This is a genomic window from Bosea sp. OAE506 (genome assembly GCF_040546595.1).
GTDB lineage: Bacteria > Pseudomonadota > Alphaproteobacteria > Rhizobiales > Beijerinckiaceae > Allobosea.
The window spans coordinates 239,651-255,136 of sequence record NZ_JBEPOB010000001.1 but is presented as its reverse complement, the minus strand read 5'-3'; the positions used below and the strand labels follow the sequence as shown (position 1 = coordinate 255,136).

The 15,486-nt window shown below is 67.9% G+C and carries 13 protein-coding genes; 5 read left to right on the top strand and 8 right to left on the bottom strand.

Going from position 1 to position 15,486, the window contains the following annotated elements:
* Positions 1-19: 19 nt before the first annotated feature.
* From ABIE41_RS01280 to ABIE41_RS01270, 3 genes are all read right to left on the bottom strand, one after another.
* Positions 20-484, bottom strand: a complete 465-nt coding sequence (locus ABIE41_RS01280; protein WP_192643040.1) for a hypothetical protein — start codon at positions 482-484, stop codon at positions 20-22.
* A 40-nt stretch (positions 485-524) separates the two neighbouring features.
* Entirely contained in the window at positions 525-1,028 is a 504-nt protein-coding gene (locus ABIE41_RS01275; RefSeq protein ID WP_192643039.1) for a YciE/YciF ferroxidase family protein, read from the bottom strand.
* 183 nt (positions 1,029-1,211) lie between these two features.
* A complete protein-coding gene (locus ABIE41_RS01270) occupies positions 1,212-1,784 on the bottom strand; it encodes an NUDIX hydrolase (protein WP_354191576.1) in 573 nt (190 codons plus the stop codon).
* An 89-nt stretch (positions 1,785-1,873) separates the two neighbouring features.
* Between ABIE41_RS01270 and ABIE41_RS01265 the strand changes: the two genes are divergently transcribed.
* Entirely contained in the window at positions 1,874-3,046 is a 1,173-nt protein-coding gene (locus ABIE41_RS01265; protein ID WP_192643037.1) for a zinc-dependent alcohol dehydrogenase, read from the top strand.
* An 18-nt stretch (positions 3,047-3,064) separates the two neighbouring features.
* Here ABIE41_RS01265 and ABIE41_RS01260 read toward each other — a convergent pair whose 3' ends face one another.
* Positions 3,065-3,364 carry a SemiSWEET family sugar transporter gene (locus tag ABIE41_RS01260; protein WP_192643036.1) on the bottom strand — a complete coding sequence of 100 codons (300 nt, stop codon included), beginning with the start codon at positions 3,362-3,364 and terminating at the stop codon, positions 3,065-3,067.
* Positions 3,361-4,221, bottom strand: a complete 861-nt coding sequence (locus ABIE41_RS01255) for an alpha/beta fold hydrolase (RefSeq protein ID WP_192643035.1) — start codon at positions 4,219-4,221, stop codon at positions 3,361-3,363. Before ABIE41_RS01255 ends, ABIE41_RS01260 begins: the two co-directional genes overlap by 4 nt.
* Before the next feature lie 388 nt (positions 4,222-4,609).
* Between ABIE41_RS01255 and ABIE41_RS01250 the strand changes: the two genes are divergently transcribed.
* On the top strand, positions 4,610-5,059 hold the full coding sequence (locus ABIE41_RS01250; protein ID WP_465247107.1) for an SDR family oxidoreductase: 450 nt from the start codon (positions 4,610-4,612) through the stop codon (positions 5,057-5,059).
* Here the strand turns inward: ABIE41_RS01250 and ABIE41_RS01245 are convergent.
* From ABIE41_RS01245 to ABIE41_RS01235, 3 genes are all read right to left on the bottom strand, one after another.
* Complete coding sequence (locus ABIE41_RS01245) at positions 5,026-5,586, bottom strand: CinA family protein (protein ID WP_192643034.1); 561 nt, start codon at positions 5,584-5,586, stop codon at positions 5,026-5,028. The genes ABIE41_RS01250 and ABIE41_RS01245 overlap by 34 nt on opposite strands.
* Positions 5,576-6,235, bottom strand: a complete 660-nt coding sequence (locus ABIE41_RS01240) for a DNA-3-methyladenine glycosylase (RefSeq protein ID WP_354191572.1) — start codon at positions 6,233-6,235, stop codon at positions 5,576-5,578. Before ABIE41_RS01240 ends, ABIE41_RS01245 begins: the two co-directional genes overlap by 11 nt.
* Before the next feature lie 75 nt (positions 6,236-6,310).
* Entirely contained in the window at positions 6,311-6,580 is a 270-nt protein-coding gene (locus ABIE41_RS01235; protein ID WP_192643033.1) for a hypothetical protein, read from the bottom strand.
* Positions 6,581-7,080: 500 nt separating this feature from the next.
* Between ABIE41_RS01235 and ABIE41_RS01230 the strand changes: the two genes are divergently transcribed.
* The 3 genes from ABIE41_RS01230 to glgB are packed head-to-tail and all read left to right on the top strand — an operon-like array spanning position 7,081 to position 15,483.
* Positions 7,081-10,011, top strand: a complete 2,931-nt coding sequence (locus tag ABIE41_RS01230) for an alpha-1,4-glucan--maltose-1-phosphate maltosyltransferase (RefSeq protein WP_354191570.1) — start codon at positions 7,081-7,083, stop codon at positions 10,009-10,011.
* The gene (gene treS, locus ABIE41_RS01225) at positions 10,008-13,292 is read left to right on the top strand and encodes a maltose alpha-D-glucosyltransferase (RefSeq protein WP_192643032.1); all 3,285 of its coding nucleotides are present in this window, start codon (positions 10,008-10,010) and stop codon (positions 13,290-13,292) included. The genes ABIE41_RS01230 and treS overlap by 4 nt, the downstream gene beginning before the upstream one ends.
* Complete coding sequence (gene glgB / locus ABIE41_RS01220) at positions 13,285-15,483, top strand: 1,4-alpha-glucan branching protein GlgB (RefSeq protein WP_210320949.1); 2,199 nt, start codon at positions 13,285-13,287, stop codon at positions 15,481-15,483. Before treS ends, glgB begins: the two co-directional genes overlap by 8 nt.
* Positions 15,484-15,486: the final 3 nt, after the last annotated feature.

Genomic DNA, 15,486 nt, shown 5'->3' with positions numbered 1-15,486 from the left:
TGGCTGAGACGACGAGGCTTCAGCCCTCGTCCTTCCGCAGCGGACTAAGGAAGGCCGGCACGCCGCTGGTCGGCAGGAACTCTTCGTTCTTCTCGGCCTTGGGCGGCTTGGTCCGCATCTCATGTTCGGATCCGGACTGGGACGGCATGCTCTTGCTGGAGGGTTGAACGATCGTGCCCGCTTCGCTGTCGATCTCCATCGGCGCATCTGCGTCGTTGGTGCGCGCGGCGAAGACGTCGTCGGTGGCTGCGGCAGCCTGCGTCGCGGCATCCTGGGATTGCAGCAGCGTTGCGACCTCTGCGGCGGCCGCCCGCAGGAAAGGCGGCAACACGCCGTCTTCCTGCAGATACCGCTCGATGTCGCCACGCGGCCGTCGCGCCGCCATGGCGAGCGCCGCCAGCCAGTCCCGGCCCGGATGGCGGCGCTGCAAAGCGAGGGCGAGCGCCGGCCCGGTGGCGGGCAGATCCTGCGCGCTGTCGGTCATGGGCTCGTCTCCGCTGTCATTGGCTTTGGGCAGAGGCGGCTCAGGCCGCCTTCTGCGACTTGGTGTTGGCGCGGGTCTGGGCGAGCTTGCTGAGCAGCTCGTCGGTCTTCTTCTCTTCCGCCAGCGTCTCGTCGAGGAGCTTGGCGGCGTCCTTCATGCCGAGCTGCATCGCCAGCGCCTTGAGCGTGCCGTAGCGGGCGATTTCGTAGTGCTCGACCGCCTGTGCCGAGGCGATCAGGCCGGCGTCGAGCGCCTCGCTGCCGGCATACTCCTCCATCACCTCCTTGCCCTCCTCGAGGATGCCGACCATCGCCTCGCAGGTCTTGCCGCGGGCGGGTGTGTCGCAGAGCTCGAAGACCTGCTCGAGGCGTTCGATCTGGCGCTCCGTCTCGTCGCGATGCGTCTCGAAGGCCTTCTTCGATTCGGGGTCCTGGGCAGCCTTCGCCATTTTCGGCAGCGCCTTCAGGATCTGCTTCTCGGCGTAATAGGTGTCCTTGAGCTGGTCGATGAAAAGGTCGTGGAGGGTCTTGGTCTTCGTGGCCATAGGGGCGGCTCCTGCTGTGGGTGTGCGCAGTCAACCGGTGGTGTCCCGCATCGTTCCGGCCATGTCGGGGTGCGCCGCGAGCGTGATGCCTGCCGCGAATGCGGTCGGACCCAGTTGCGAGCCCGTTGCTCCGGGTCAAAGCTTTGACGATCCGTTCAGCCGTCCACGCAGGCGCCCGCGTGATCAATCCCCGGGTGGCGCGACGGCCGCGAGCTTGAACCGCCCCAGCGCCGCCAGACCGAGCAGCAGGCTGGTGACATGCAGCGATTGGCCGATCAGCCCGCTGGCCAACCCATCCAGCACGGTCTGCACGGGCAGCGCCTCGACCGTCAGCCCCTCTTCGCCGGCATCGAGGCGCAGCGGCCCCGCCGCCACGACGTCCCGCGCGATGCAGACATGGACGCGGTTGTTCTGGATTGCGGGGTTGGGATGCAGCGAGGAGACAAGCGTGACGGCGCCGGCCTCATGGCCGGTCTCTTCCGCCAACTCGCGCCGGGCCGCAGTCTCCACCGCCTCGTCGCCGTCGATGACGCCGCCCGGAAGTTCGAGAAAGCTCTCGCCCGCACCGTGCCGGTACTGCCGGACCAGCAGCACTTCGTCGCGTGCGTTCAGCGCGACCACATGCACCCAATCAGGATAGGTCAGCACATAATAGGGCGCGATCGCCTGTCCCGACGGCGTCACGCAGTCATCCGCGCGCAGGTCGATCCAGCGGTCCGTGATCACGCTGCGCGAGGACAAGACGGTCCATCTCATCGGTATCCGCTCCAGCATGGCCGCGCTGCGCGGAACGCCGGCTTCCTCCGCCCGTTGGCCTCCAGAGGACCACTCGTCGGGAGGTGACCATGAGGGCGTTGTGCTGGCACGGCAAGGGCGACATCCGTTGCGACACGGTGCCCGATCCCCAATTGCAGGACGACCGCGACGTCATCATCAAGGTCACCGCCTGCGCGATCTGCGGCTCGGATCTGCATCTCTATGACGGCTACATGCCGACCATGGAGAGCGGCGACATCCTCGGCCACGAGACCATGGGGGAGGTTGTCGAGGTCGGTCGCGCCGTCACCAACCTCAAGCCGGGCGATCGCATCGTCGTGCCCTTCAACATCGCCTGCGGTGACTGCTTCTTCTGCCGCAAGCAGCTCTTCTCGCTCTGCGACCGCTCCAACCCCAACGCCAAGATGGCCGCCGCAGCGATGGGCCATTCGCCTTCGGGCCTTTTCGGCTACTCGCACATGCTCGGCGGCTATGCCGGCGGCCAGGCGGAGTATCTGCGCGTTCCCTTCGCCGATGTCGGCCACATCAAGGTACCCGAGGGGATGGACGACGAGATGGCTCTGTTCCTCTCCGACATCTTCCCGACCGGCTACATGGCCGCTGAGAATGCCGAGATCGAGCCCGGCGATACCGTCGCCGTCTGGGGGTGCGGTCCCGTCGGCCAGTTCGCCATCCAGAGCGCCTGGATGCTGGGCGCCGGTCGCGTCATCGCGATCGACAATGTGCCCGAGCGCCTCGCCATGGCCCGGCACCACGGCCGGGCGGAGGTCATCGATTTCGACGCGGTGAAGGTCTACGACCGGCTGATGGAGATGACCGGTGGTCGCGGTCCCGATCGCTGCATCGACGCCGTCGGGACCGAAGCCCATGCGGGTGGCGCGCTCGATGCCGTGGTCGACAAGGTCAAGGCCTCGCTCTTTCTCGGCACCGACCGGCCGCATGTGATGCGCGAGGCGATCATGTGCTGTCGCAAGGGCGGCACGATCTCGGTGCCGGGCGTTTATATCGGCTTCCTCGACAAGATCCCCTTCGGCGCGCTGATGAACAAGGGTCTCAGCATCCGCACCGGCCAGACCCACACCCATCGCTATCTGGCGCCGCTGCTGGAGAAGGTGGTTTCCGGGGAGCTCGACCCGTCCTTCGTCATCACCCATCGCGCCACGCTCGAGGATGGGCCGGGGCTCTACGAGACCTTCCGTGACAAGAAGGACGGCTGCATCAAGGTCGTGATGAAGCCGTGAGCGTCCGGTCCCGGGTGCTCACTCGGCGGGAGGAGCGAGCGTCTGCGCCACGCTCTCCCGCTGTTGCCTCGGCATCAGCTTCATCGCGAGGATGAAGCTGGCCAGGACCAGGCAGATGCCGTTGGTCAGGATCAGCGGCCATTCGGCCTTGACGATGCCATAGACCAGCCAGAGCGCGAAGCCGCAGCAGGTGATCGCATAGGTCGGCGTCGAGAGCGCGGACACGTCCCGGGTCCGCAGCACCCGCCAGGCCTGGGGCACGAAGCTCACCGTCGAGCAGAGCGCGGCGCCATAGCCGATCAGGGAAACCCAGTTCACGAGCGGTCTCCACTGTTCTGCACCACCCGCAGATGCGGCGCGGCGGGGCGGGCAGGCGCCGGCGCCTGCTGCTGCAGCGCGTCGAGGAAGCCGTCCAGACGGGGCAGGAAGGCATCCCGTGCCTGGAAATGCGGGAAGGCTCCCGTATCGAAGGAAGTCAGCTCCCAGTTGGGGCGCGTCATCGTCCAGCCGGCCTCGCTGAAATCACTGAACGAGCCGCGAGTGCCGTGCGCCAGCCAGACCGGCAGCTCCAGCGCCTCGTAGACATCGCGGATGTCCGGCGAGAACAGCTTTCCGGAAGCGAAAGCAAAGGCGGCATAGGCCGCACCCGGCTGATGGGCGCTCTGCCAGGCATAGTCCACCAGCCCCGGATCGGGCGGGCCGTCGAAGGTCCGCCTCAGGAAGAAGCGCACGCTCGGACGGCTGACGAGCATGGCAAACAGCCCGCTTCGCCACAGGGGCAAGGTGAAAAAACGCTCCAGCCCGGTGCGGGGACGGGCTTCGGGCATGCCGCCTCGGCGGCGTTGGGCGCCGGTTTCGAAGCCGGTCGGCGTGACGAGGGCGAGACCGGCGAAGAGCCGCGGCTCCTGCAGCGCGGCGCGTGCCAGGAACTCGCCCGAGAGCGACAGGGCGAGTGCGGCGACCCGCTGCCCGCCGCAGATTTCCTGGGCGGTTCGTGCCGCAAGCAGGATCGCCTCTACATAGCGCGCGACCGTATAGACCTCCGGCCCGCGGCTCGAGAGGCCGAAGCCCGGCAAGTCGAGCGCAAAGACCCGGCGGCGCCCCTGCATCGCCTCGGCGATCGGCTTCACCTCATAGCTCGAGGCGGCGGCGTTGATGCTGTGGATCAGCAACAAGGGTGGGCCGTCTCCGGCTTCCAGCAAGACCAGACGTCCGTCGCCCCAGGGCAGCCTGTGGCACGAGGCCGGCATCGGTAGCGGCAGTGAGGTCGGCTCGCAAGAGGCCTCCGAGGGCTGCGGTCCATCGGGATGGCCGCTGCCGGAGCGCGCCCTTGCGGGGGTGGAGGGATCCGGCATGGAGAGGTTCCTCTGGCTTGCTGGCACATCAATGAACCGCGGGCGTAGTGGTTCCCGAACCGCCGGAACTGCCTCTGCCTTTGCCGGTTGGTCCAGGAACGACCCCTAAGGTCCTGCCAAAGAAAGGTCTCCCCATGACGGACGCGATCCCGCCGCAGAGGCAAGCCCGCCAACCCGGCAGCGAAGCGCAGATGTCGCCCCGTCCGTAATTCGAGCCGCGCTTTGGCGGCACCGGCCGTCTCAGGGACAAGATCGCGCTCATCACCGGCGGCGACAGCGGCATCGGGCGTGCTGTCGCGGTCGGCATGGCGCGATCGTCAACACCACCTCGGTCACGGCCTATAAGGGCAAGGACACGCTCATCGACTACGCGGCGACGCGCGGGGCCATCGTCGCCTTCACGCGTTCGCTGGCGCAGGCCCTGGCGGAGAAGGGTATCCGGGTCAACGCCGTCGCGCCGGGGCCGATCTGGACGCCGCTGATCCCGGCGTCCTTCGACGAGGAACAGGTGGCGCAGCACGGGTCGAGCGTCCCGATGGGCCGGCCCGGCCAGCCCAATGAGGTCGCGTCCTGCCATGTCTTCCTGGCGAGCGAAGAGGCCTCCTACATGTCGGGACAGGTACTTCACCCCAATGGCGGGACGATCGTCGGCTCCTGAGCAGCGGGCACGTCGGACAGCATCTCCGCGACGAGGGCGAGCGCCGACAGGATCGTCGCGCGGACCAGGATATCGGGCGCGGCTTCCGGCCAGTGCTCGCGGCGATGCCGGGTCAGGTCCTCCCGCGCACAGGCGATGTCGACCAGCCCGACGGGATTGCCGTCCTCGTCGCAGGACGGGCCGAGGACGCCCGTTACGGCGACGGCGATCTCGGCGCCCGAGCGCTCGCGGGCATTCGCCGCCATCAGCCGCGCCACCGTCTCGGTAACCGCACCGCCGCCGGAATTCAGCGTCTCCGTAGGCAGGCCGAGCATCCTGACCTTGGCATCCTTGCTGTAGCAGACGAACCCGCCCTGCAACGCCGATCCCGCGCCATTGCCGGCCGCGAGCGCACCGGCCAGCCGTCCGGCCGTGCAGGACTCCGCAGTAGCCAGCCGCCAACCCCTTTCCCGCAGCGCATCGAGCACGCGCTGGGAGGCGGCTTCGACGGCCTTTTCGCTCGTCTCGTGGGGCAGGTCATTCGGCATGACGCGCGCTCCCAGCTTGCGCAGGGGAGAGCCCTGCCTCGGCCGTGACCCTCGCCGTCACCATGGGTCTGCTGAGCCAGCGCGAGCCCGCGAGGCCGAAACGCCAGGGCCGGTCGCGCTCGCGGCTGATGCCGATCCGTGGCCCCTCAAGCAGGCCGGGTTCCTGCGGGCGCGTCAGAAGCGCGAAAGGCGCGGCGGTCGCGTCGCCGCCGTCATGCGAGAGGTCGATCGCAAGCGCCTGCGCCAGCCGCCCGGGGCCATCGGCGAGATGGTCGATCCGGCCGCGGCGCCGTTGCATCTGCTCCAGGCCGAAGCGGGGCTCGATCGCCCGGATCAGCACCGCTCCCGCATCCCGTGCGACGATGTTGAAGCACCAGTGCAGACCGTAGGAGCGGTAGACATAGACCGTCCCCGCCCCGGCGAACATCGAGCGGTTGCGCGGGGTCTGGCCCCTGAAGCTGTGCGAGGCAGCGTCATCGCGCTCATAGGCCTCCGTCTCCACGATGGGCCCGCCGACGCCCTGGCAAAGCAGCGTGACGCCGATCAGCCGCCGGGCCAGCGCGACGGCGGACCAATCCAGATCCTCCCGCTGCAGCCGCGCGTCCGGGGCATCGAGCGGCGAATGAGCAGGAGGCATCTCGGTATTCATGGCGTCGAAACCCGATGATGGCACAGACAGGCCGGCTCCCGGGGGCGCCGGCCTGTTCCATGGTCCATGAGGACGTCAGCGGGCCGACCAGACGCCGAACACGAAGCCCGCCGCCGCGGCCCAGCCGATAGCACGCAGGGGCCGGGCCTCGATCTCCTCGATCAGCATCTGCTGCCATTCGCCGGCGCGGTCCCCGACGGCACGGCCGAGTTCCTGTGTGTCGATACCGACCTGTGAAGCGGCGCGCTCCCGCTCGGGAGCTTGGTCGTCGCGCCTGTCGGCGAACACCCGCCGGTCGGCTCTGGAATCGTTGGACGCGTCCGTCGCGTTGAAGTCGTTTTGCATCTCGCTCTCCTGAGGCAGCGAGCCCGGGCAGGGGCCGGGCCTTCCTGACAGCAACGGCGCGGCGGGCATCCGGTTCACCCGTCGGTCGGCGTCATCCGTGCAGCGGGGCAGGAGCCCGGCGCAGCGCCTCGCGATGGAACCCTCTCGGCGCCGGGCCGTTGCTCATCACGATGAAGGATCTGACCAGCGATGCCCTGGCGGTGTCTGAACCAAGAGTTTCTCGTCCCATGGCGTCATCCCCTCAGGATAGTCGAAAGACTTGGCGCAACCCGCGCATCTATTATCTCCATCCGCGGCTCGCAGGCGCGCCGTCGGACTGGAAACATCATGTCGGAAACGCGCGCGACTTGGGATTCGACCATGTTCTTCTGGCATGGCCGTTTTCGGAAGGGCGCGATCTCTTTGCGACGACCGATCTCGATCGGATCGCAGGGAGCCCGACGGACGATGTCCTTGGCTCGCTGAGGGAATGCTGCCGCCGGGCCGGGATGACGTTGTGGATGGACCTCGCCCTCGGCCATGCCGAGGCTGATGGGGCCCTTGTGGCGCAACTGCCGGGCTGCTGGAGCGAGCCCCATCGCGCCGGGCTCGACCCGCGCACCGATCTCCGGCGCCCCGCCGTCAAGGCGGCCTTCGACCAGCCCGAGACGCGGCAGCGCCTGCTCGCCTTCTGGGGCGAGCAGGTCGAACGCTGGACGCATCTCGGCATCGAGGGACTGCGTTGCCATGACGGGCTGTCCGTCCCGCGCGATGTCTGGCGCGACCTCCTCGCTCCCATCCGGCAGAGCCATCCGGATGTCCTGATCTGGGGCTGGATGCCGGAGGCGACGGCTGCCGAGAGGGCCGCATCAGCCGAAATCTTCGATGCGGTCTCGGCCCCAATCGCGACAGGGCGCGGCGTCGCTGCGCTCGTCGAGGATCATCACAATCTGGGCGAGGGGCCGTTTCTCGTCGGCTGCCCGGAGGACCCTTTCTCGGCGCGCCGTCCGGCCGCCGCGCCCGTCGGTCCCCAGCGCATGCGCCAGGCGGCCGTCATGGCGTCGGCTCTGCTCGCCGACGGTTGGATGATGCCAATGGGGTTCGAGCTCGGGCTCGAAACGCTTTTCATCCACGCCCAGACGGAGGATCTGCAGCAGCGAGCTTCTAGTGACGGCGCGATGGCACAAGCCGTCCGCGCGGCCAATGAGGGCGCCGCGGCCCTGCCTGTGGGCACGGAGCGGTCGCTGCGGCTGCTCAGCAGCCCTGCTGCTTCTTCCGTCGTGCTCAGGCAGGCCGGCGATGCCGCCTGTCTCGCGCTCCTGAACGAGGACCCGGTCAATGCCGCCGCGCTCGACCTGCGTGCAAGTGCGGCCGGGCTTGGCATGGGTCCAGCCGGGGACGGCCGCATCGAGCTTCCCCCGGCCTGGGGCGTCGTGATCGGCCTGGAGGAGACGTCTCCCATCCGGGGCACCAGCGCCGATGCGCCACAGGACCGTGAGGAACTGGCTGCCACCCGCATCGCGATCGAAGCGGTCTCTCCCGCAGTCGAGGGCGGCTGCTTCGCCGTGAAGCGCAGCGCTGGCGAGCCCGTGCTGGTGACGGCTGACATCTTCAGCGATGGACATGAGGTTCTCGCCGCAGACCTGCTCTGGCGCGCCGAGGACGAGACCGGCTGGTCGCGCACGCCGATGGCGCTGCGGACGAACGATATCTGGGAGGGCGAGTTTCCGCTGCTGCGGGTCGGCCGCCATCTCTTCGCGATCGAGGCATGGTGGAGCGAGTTCGGCACCTTCCGCCGCGACCTCGCCAAGAAGCGCGATGCCGGCCTCGACATCGCGCTGGAGATCCGCGAGGGGCGCATCATCCTCGAACGCTTTGCGAAAGCCGCCGCTCCGGTCGATCGTGGCGTGATCGAAGCGCATCTCGGCCGGCTCGGCGCCTCACAGGCCGAGAATGCCGCGATCCTCCTCTCCGACGCGCTGGATGGCGCCATGACGCGCGCCGATCCGCGGCCGCACGCCACCGGCGCCGATCGCATCTATCCCGTCGATGCCGACCGCGAGGCCGCCGCATTTTCCAGCTGGTACGAGCTCTTCCCCCGCTCGATCACCGACGGTCCAGCGCGGCACGGCACCTTCCGCGATGTCCTCGGCCGCCTGCCCGCGGTGAAGGCGATGGGCTTCGACGTGCTCTATTTCCCGCCGATCCACCCGATCGGCAAGACCAACCGCAAGGGCCGCAACAACACCCTGACCCCGTCCGCGGACGATCCGGGCAGCCCCTACGCGATCGGCTCGCACGATGGTGGCCACGATGCGATCCACCCTGAACTCGGCAGCCGCGAGGATTTCCGCGCTCTGGTGAGAGCAGCCGCGGATCATGGGCTGGAGATCGCGCTCGATTTCGCGATCCAGTGCTCGCCGGATCATCCCTGGCTCGAGCAGCATCCCGGCTGGTTCCAGTGGCGGCCGGACGGCTCGATGCGTTACGCCGAGAATCCGCCCAAGAAGTACCAGGACATCGTCAACGTCGATTTCTACACCGGGGATGCCATTCCGGGGCTGTGGGTGGCGCTGCGCGACGTTGTGCAGGGCTGGGTCGACGAGGGCGTGCGGATCTTCCGCGTCGACAACCCCCACACCAAGCCCTTCCCCTTCTGGGAGTGGCTGATCGCCGACATCCGCTCGCGCGATCCCGGCGTCCTGTTCCTGGCGGAGGCCTTCACGCGTCCCAAGGTGATGTACCGGCTCGGCAAGGTCGGCTTCTCACAGTCCTACACCTACTTCACCTGGCGAAACACCAAGGCGGAGCTGACTGAATATCTGAGCGAGCTCAACGAGGCGCCGGCGCGCGACATCTTCCGCCCGCACTTCTTCGTCAACACGCCCGACATCAACCCGGTCTTCCTGCAGCGCTCGGGCCGCCCGGGCTTTCTGATCCGTGCTGCACTGGCGGCGACCCTGTCGGGCCTCTGGGGCGTCTATTCCGGCTTCGAACTCTGCGAGGCGGCCGCGATCCCCGGCAAGGAAGAATATCTCGACAGCGAGAAATACGAGATCAAGCCGCGCGACTGGCAGGCGCCCGGCAACATCGTCGCCGAGATCACGCGGCTCAACCAGATCCGCCGCAGCCTGCCGGCACTGCAGAGCCATCTCGGCCTAACCTTCTACAACGCCTCCGACGACAACATTCTCTACTTCGGCAAGCGGGCCAGCGCCGACGGCGACATCGTCCTCGTCGCCGTCAATCTCGACCCGTTCAACGCGCATGAGGCCGGCATCGAGGTGCCGCTCTGGGAATTCGGCTTGCCCGACGATGGCTCGATCGCCGTCGAGGACCTGATGCGCGGCCACCGCTTCCGCTGGCACGGCAAATCCCAGTCGATCCGCCTTGATCCGGGCGAGCTTCCCTTCTCGATCTGGCGCCTCAGCGCCCCGACAGGTTCCCTATGACATCCGCCGAAGGCATCGCCGAACCCGCCACCGATGCGCGCGATCCGCAATGGTACCGGGACGCGATCATCTACCAGCTCCACGTCAAGTCGTTCTTCGACACCAATGGCGACGGCATCGGGGATTTTCCCGGCCTGATCGCCAAGCTCGACTACATCGTCTCGCTGGGCGTGAACGTCATCTGGCTCTTGCCGTTCTACCCTTCGCCGCGGCTCGACGACGGCTACGACATCTCGGAATACAAGGCCGTCCATCCCGATTACGGCACCATCGCCGATGTGAAGCGCTTCATCCGGGCGGCGCATGAGCGCGGCCTGCGCGTCATCACCGAACTCGTCATCAACCACACCTCGGACCAGCATCCCTGGTTCCAGCGCGCACGGCTGGCCAAGCCGGGCTCGCCGCATCGGAACTATTACGTCTGGTCGGACAACGACCAGCTCTATTCCGGCACGCGGATCATCTTCCTCGACACCGAGCGCTCGAACTGGACCTGGGACGCCACGGCGGGCGCCTATTTCTGGCACCGCTTCTATTCGCACCAGCCGGATCTCAACTTCGACAATCCGACCGTCATCAAGGCGGTACTCGGCGTGATGCGCTTCTGGCTCGATCTCGGCGTCGACGGCCTCCGGCTCGACGCCGTGCCCTATCTGATCGAGCGCGACGGCACCTCGAACGAGAACCTGCCCGAGACGCACGCCGTGCTGAAGACGATCCGCGCGGAGCTCGATGCCTCGTTCCCCGACCGGATGCTGCTCGCCGAGGCCAATATGTGGCCGGAGGATACTCAGGCCTATTTCGGCGAGGGCGACGAATGCCACATGGCGTTCCACTTCCCGCTGATGCCGCGCATGTACATGGCGATCGCGCAGGAAGATCGCTTCCCGATCACTGACATCATGCGCCAGACCCCCGACATTCCCGAGGGCTGCCAATGGGCGATCTTCCTGCGCAACCATGACGAGCTGACGCTCGAAATGGTGACCGACAAGGAGCGCGACTATCTCTGGAATTTCTACGCCACCGACAAGCGCGCCCGCATCAATCTCGGCATCCGCCGCCGCCTCGCCCCGCTGCTTGAGCGCGATCGCCGCCGCATCGAGCTGATGAACAGCCTGCTTCTCTCCATGCCCGGCACGCCGGTGATCTATTACGGCGACGAGCTCGGCATGGGCGACAACATCTTCCTCGGAGACCGCGACGGCGTCCGCACGCCGATGCAGTGGTCGCCGGACCGCAATGGCGGTTTCTCCCGCGCCGATCCGGCGAGCCTCGTCCTGCCGCCGGTGATGGACCCGCTCTACGGCTTCGAGGCCGTCAATGTCGAAGCCCAGACGCGCGACCCCCATTCCCTGCTGAACTGGACGCGCCGCGTGCTGGCGGTGCGCAAGGAGCACCAGGCCTTCGGCCGCGGCAGCCTGCGCTTCCTCTATCCGAAGAATCGCAAGGCCTTCGCCTATCTGCGCGAGCATGACGGCGAGACCATCCTCTGCGTCGCCAACCTCTCACGTTCGGCCCAGGCCTTCGAGCTCGACCTCTCCGAATTCGCCGGCCGCCACCCGGTGGAGATGCTGGGCAATGCGGTGTTCCCGGCCATCGGCCAGCTCACCTATCTGCTGACCCTGCCGCCCTACGGCTTCTACTGGTTCATCCTGGCTCAGGACGCGCAGGTGCCCTCCTGGCACGCCCAGACCCCTGAGCCGATGCCCGACTACACCACCTTCGTCCTGCGCGGCGGGCCCGACGAGATGATCACGCCGCAATCGCGCCGTGAGTTCGAGACGGCGATCTTGCCGCCCTATCTTCTCAAGCGGCGCTGGTTCGCCGCCAAGGACCAGAAGCTCGGTGAGACCCGCGTCGCCTTCACGGCTCGCATCGGCAGCGGCCGCGAGGCCGCGATCATGGCGGTCGAGGCCAGCCATGGCGGCGGCACCGAGCGCTATCAGTTGCCGCTCGGCATTGGCTGGGACGACGAGATCACGCAGGCACTGCCGCAGCAGATGGCGCTCGCCCGGGTTCGCCGCGGCCGCCGCACCGGCTTCCTGACGGACGCCTTCTCGCTGCCGGGCTTCATCCACGAACTGCTGGCGCTGCTCAAGGCGGGCGGCTCCGTGAAGAGCACGGTCGGGGAGGTGCAGTTCCGCCCCACCGCGGCCTTCGGAGACGTGCAGGTCCAGCCTGAGGATCCGGTGCGCTGGCTCTCGGCCGAGCAGTCCAATTCCTCCGTCATCATCGACCATAAGGTCATGCTGAAGCTGTTCCGGCGGCTGGCACCGGGGCGCCACCCCGAGGCCGAGATGTCGCGCCTGCTCACCGAGCGCGGCTTCCGTAATGCGCCCGCCCTGCTCGGCGAGATCGTCCACGTCCCCGACGAGGGCGAGGAGGAGGTCATGGCGGTCGTCCAGGCTTTCATTCCGGGCGAGGGCGACGCCTGGGAATGGACCGCTGCCTATCTCGGGCGTGTCCTCGACGAAATGCTGCGCGAGGACGTCGATCTCGCCAACCAGCTTGCGATCTACGAAGCTTTCTCGCGCAGCCTCGGCCAGCGACTCGGCGAGATGCATGCCGTCCTGGCGCAGCCCAGCACGGAGGAGGCTTTCGCGCCCGTTGCCGCCGATGCCGAGCAGGTCGAGCGCTGGCGCCGGCGCATCCGTGGTCGCGTCGAGACGGCCTGTGACAACCTGGCGAAGGCGGGGGCCAACCTGCCGCCCGACGAGCAGGCCATGGCAGAGAGCATCGTATCGCGCCGCGCCGCCATCCTCGATCTGGTCGACCGACTCTGCCGGGAAGGCGAGGGCAGCCTGCTCCACCGGGTCCATGGCGATTTCCACCTCGGCCAAGTTCTTGTCGCCAGCGGCGACGTCATGATCATCGACTTCGAGGGCGAGCCGGCCCAGCCGCTGGCCGAGCGGCGTGCCAAGGACAGCGGCTGGCGCGACGTCGCCGGCATCCTGCGCTCGCTCGACTACGCCATTGCAGCCGGGGCCCGCACCGTCGCCGCGGCCGGCCAGACCGCGCGCTACGAGGTCCTCGCCGAAGCGTTCGGAGCCGCCATGCCAGCTGCGCTGCTCGCGGGTTATCGCGAGGCCGTCGCCGCTGCACCGACAGGCGATGGGGGCGCTGAGAGCGAAGGGCTGCTCGACCTCTTCATGCTCGAAAAGGCCGCCTATGAGGTCAATTACGAAGTCAGCAACCGGCCCGACTGGCTGTCCGTGCCGCTGCGCGGCCTGACGGCCCTGCTCGCGCGGCTGCTGCCTGAAGGAGATCGGCATGACTGAGGCCGCTGTCGAACGCGTGCAACCGCTGCCCATGGAAACGGCCACTGCGCTGGCCCAGGGACGCTGGGGTGTTCCTTCGGCCATCCTCGGCCCGCATCAGGGCCCAGCCGGCCGCTATCTGCGCGTCTTCGTGCCGGGTGCGGAGGCCGTGACGGTGCGGCAGGACGGCCGCGATGATGTCCGTCTGCGCCCTGCCGAGCCCGAGGGTCTCTTCGTCGGCGATCTCGCCGACGGCCTCTATCGCCTCGCCATCCGCTGGCCGGGCGGCGAGCAGCTCACCGAGGACCCTTACGCCTTCGGGCCGCTGCTCGGCGATCTCGACCTGCACCTGATCGGCGAAGGCCGCCATCTCGAACTGGCGCGGGCGCTGGGTGCCAATGCCTGCTCCGCCGAGGGCGTGCCAGGCGTGCGCTTTGCCGTCTGGGCGCCGAATGCCCGCCGCGTTTCCGTGGTCGGCACGTTCAACAGCTGGGACGGCCGGCGCCACCCGATGAACCGGCGTGGCGGCGGTGGTGTCTGGGAGCTGTTCATTCCGCGGCTCTCCAGCGGCGAACTTTACAAATACGAGATCGTCGACCGCGACGGCCATCTGCTGCCGCAGAAGGCCGATCCGCTGGCGCGCGCCGCCGAACTGCCCCCCGGCACGGCCTCCATCGTCCCGCGACCGCCCTCGCATGTCTGGGGTGATCAGGCCTGGATGGCGGCACGTGCCGAGCGGCAGGCCGCCGATGCACCGATCTCGATCTATGAGCTTCACCCCGGTTCCTGGGTGCGCGGGCCCAATGGCGACATGCTGGATTGGCGCAACCTTGCCGACCGGCTGGTGCCTTACGTCAAGGCGATGGGCTTCACCCATATCGAGCTGATGCCGGTGGCCGAGCATCCCTTCACCGGCTCCTGGGGCTACCAGCCGCTCGGCCTCTTCGCGCCGACACGCCGCTTCGGCGAGCCGGAGGATTTCGCGCTCTTCGTCGAGGCCTGTCATCGCGAGGAGATCGGCGTGATCGTCGACTGGGTGCCGGCCCATTTTCCAGCCGACGCCCATGGGCTCGCCCGCTTCGATGGCACGGCGCTCTATGAACACGAGGATCCGCGCGAGGGCTTCCACAAGGACTGGAACACCCTGATCTACAATTTCGGGCGCCGTGAGGTGTCCAACTTCCTGATCGCCAGCGCCCTTCACTGGCTCGAGTATTTCCATGTCGACGGACTGCGCGTCGATGCCGTGGCCTCGATGCTCTATCGCGACTATAGCCGCCAGCCGGGCGAGTGGGTCCCCAACGCTCAGGGCGGGCGCGAGAACCTCGAGGCGGTCGCTTTCCTGCGCGAGCTCAACACCCTCGTCGCGCAGCGCCAGCCGGGCGCGATCATGATCGCCGAGGAATCGACCGCATGGCCGGGCGTGACGCGGCCCACCGCCGAGGGCGGCCTCGGCTTCGCCTACAAATGGAACATGGGCTGGATGCACGACACGCTGCACTACCTGCAGCGCGATCCGCTCTATCGCCGCCATCACCATGACGAGATGACCTTCGGGCTGGTCTATGCCTTCTCCGAGCAGTTCATGCTGCCGCTCTCCCACGACGAAGTCGTCCACGGGAAGGGCTCGCTGCTGGAGAAGATGCCGGGCGACCTCTGGCAGAAATTCGCCGGCTTGCGCGCCTATTTCGCTTTCATGTGGACCCATCCCGGCAAGAAGCTGCTCTTCATGGGCGGCGAGATCGCCCAGCGCCGCGAGTGGAATCACGACGGCGAGATCGATTGGGATCTGCTCGAGGATCCGCTCCATCGCGGCATGCAGGCGCTGGTGGGTGATCTCAACCGGCTTTATGCGGCCTGGCCGGCCCTGCATGCCAGCGACGGCGAGCCAAGCGGCTTCCGCTGGCTCGTGCAGGACGATCGCGAGAACAGCGTCTTCGCCTTTCTTCGCCAGGCACCTGGCGAGAAGCCGGTGGTCACCGTCGTCAACCTGACGCCCGTGACCCGCTGGAACTATCGCATCGGCGTGCCCCGCGCCGGGGGGTGGCGCGAGGTGTTCAACAGCGATGCGGGCGCCTATGGCGGCTCGGGCGTCGGCAATGGCGGCTGGGTCGAGGCCCGGGCCGAGAGCCTGGGAGCCGACCCGGCCTTCGTCGAGATCGCGCTGCCGCCGCTCGGCGCGCTCGTTTTCGTTCCGGATGGCGACGCGTAGCGC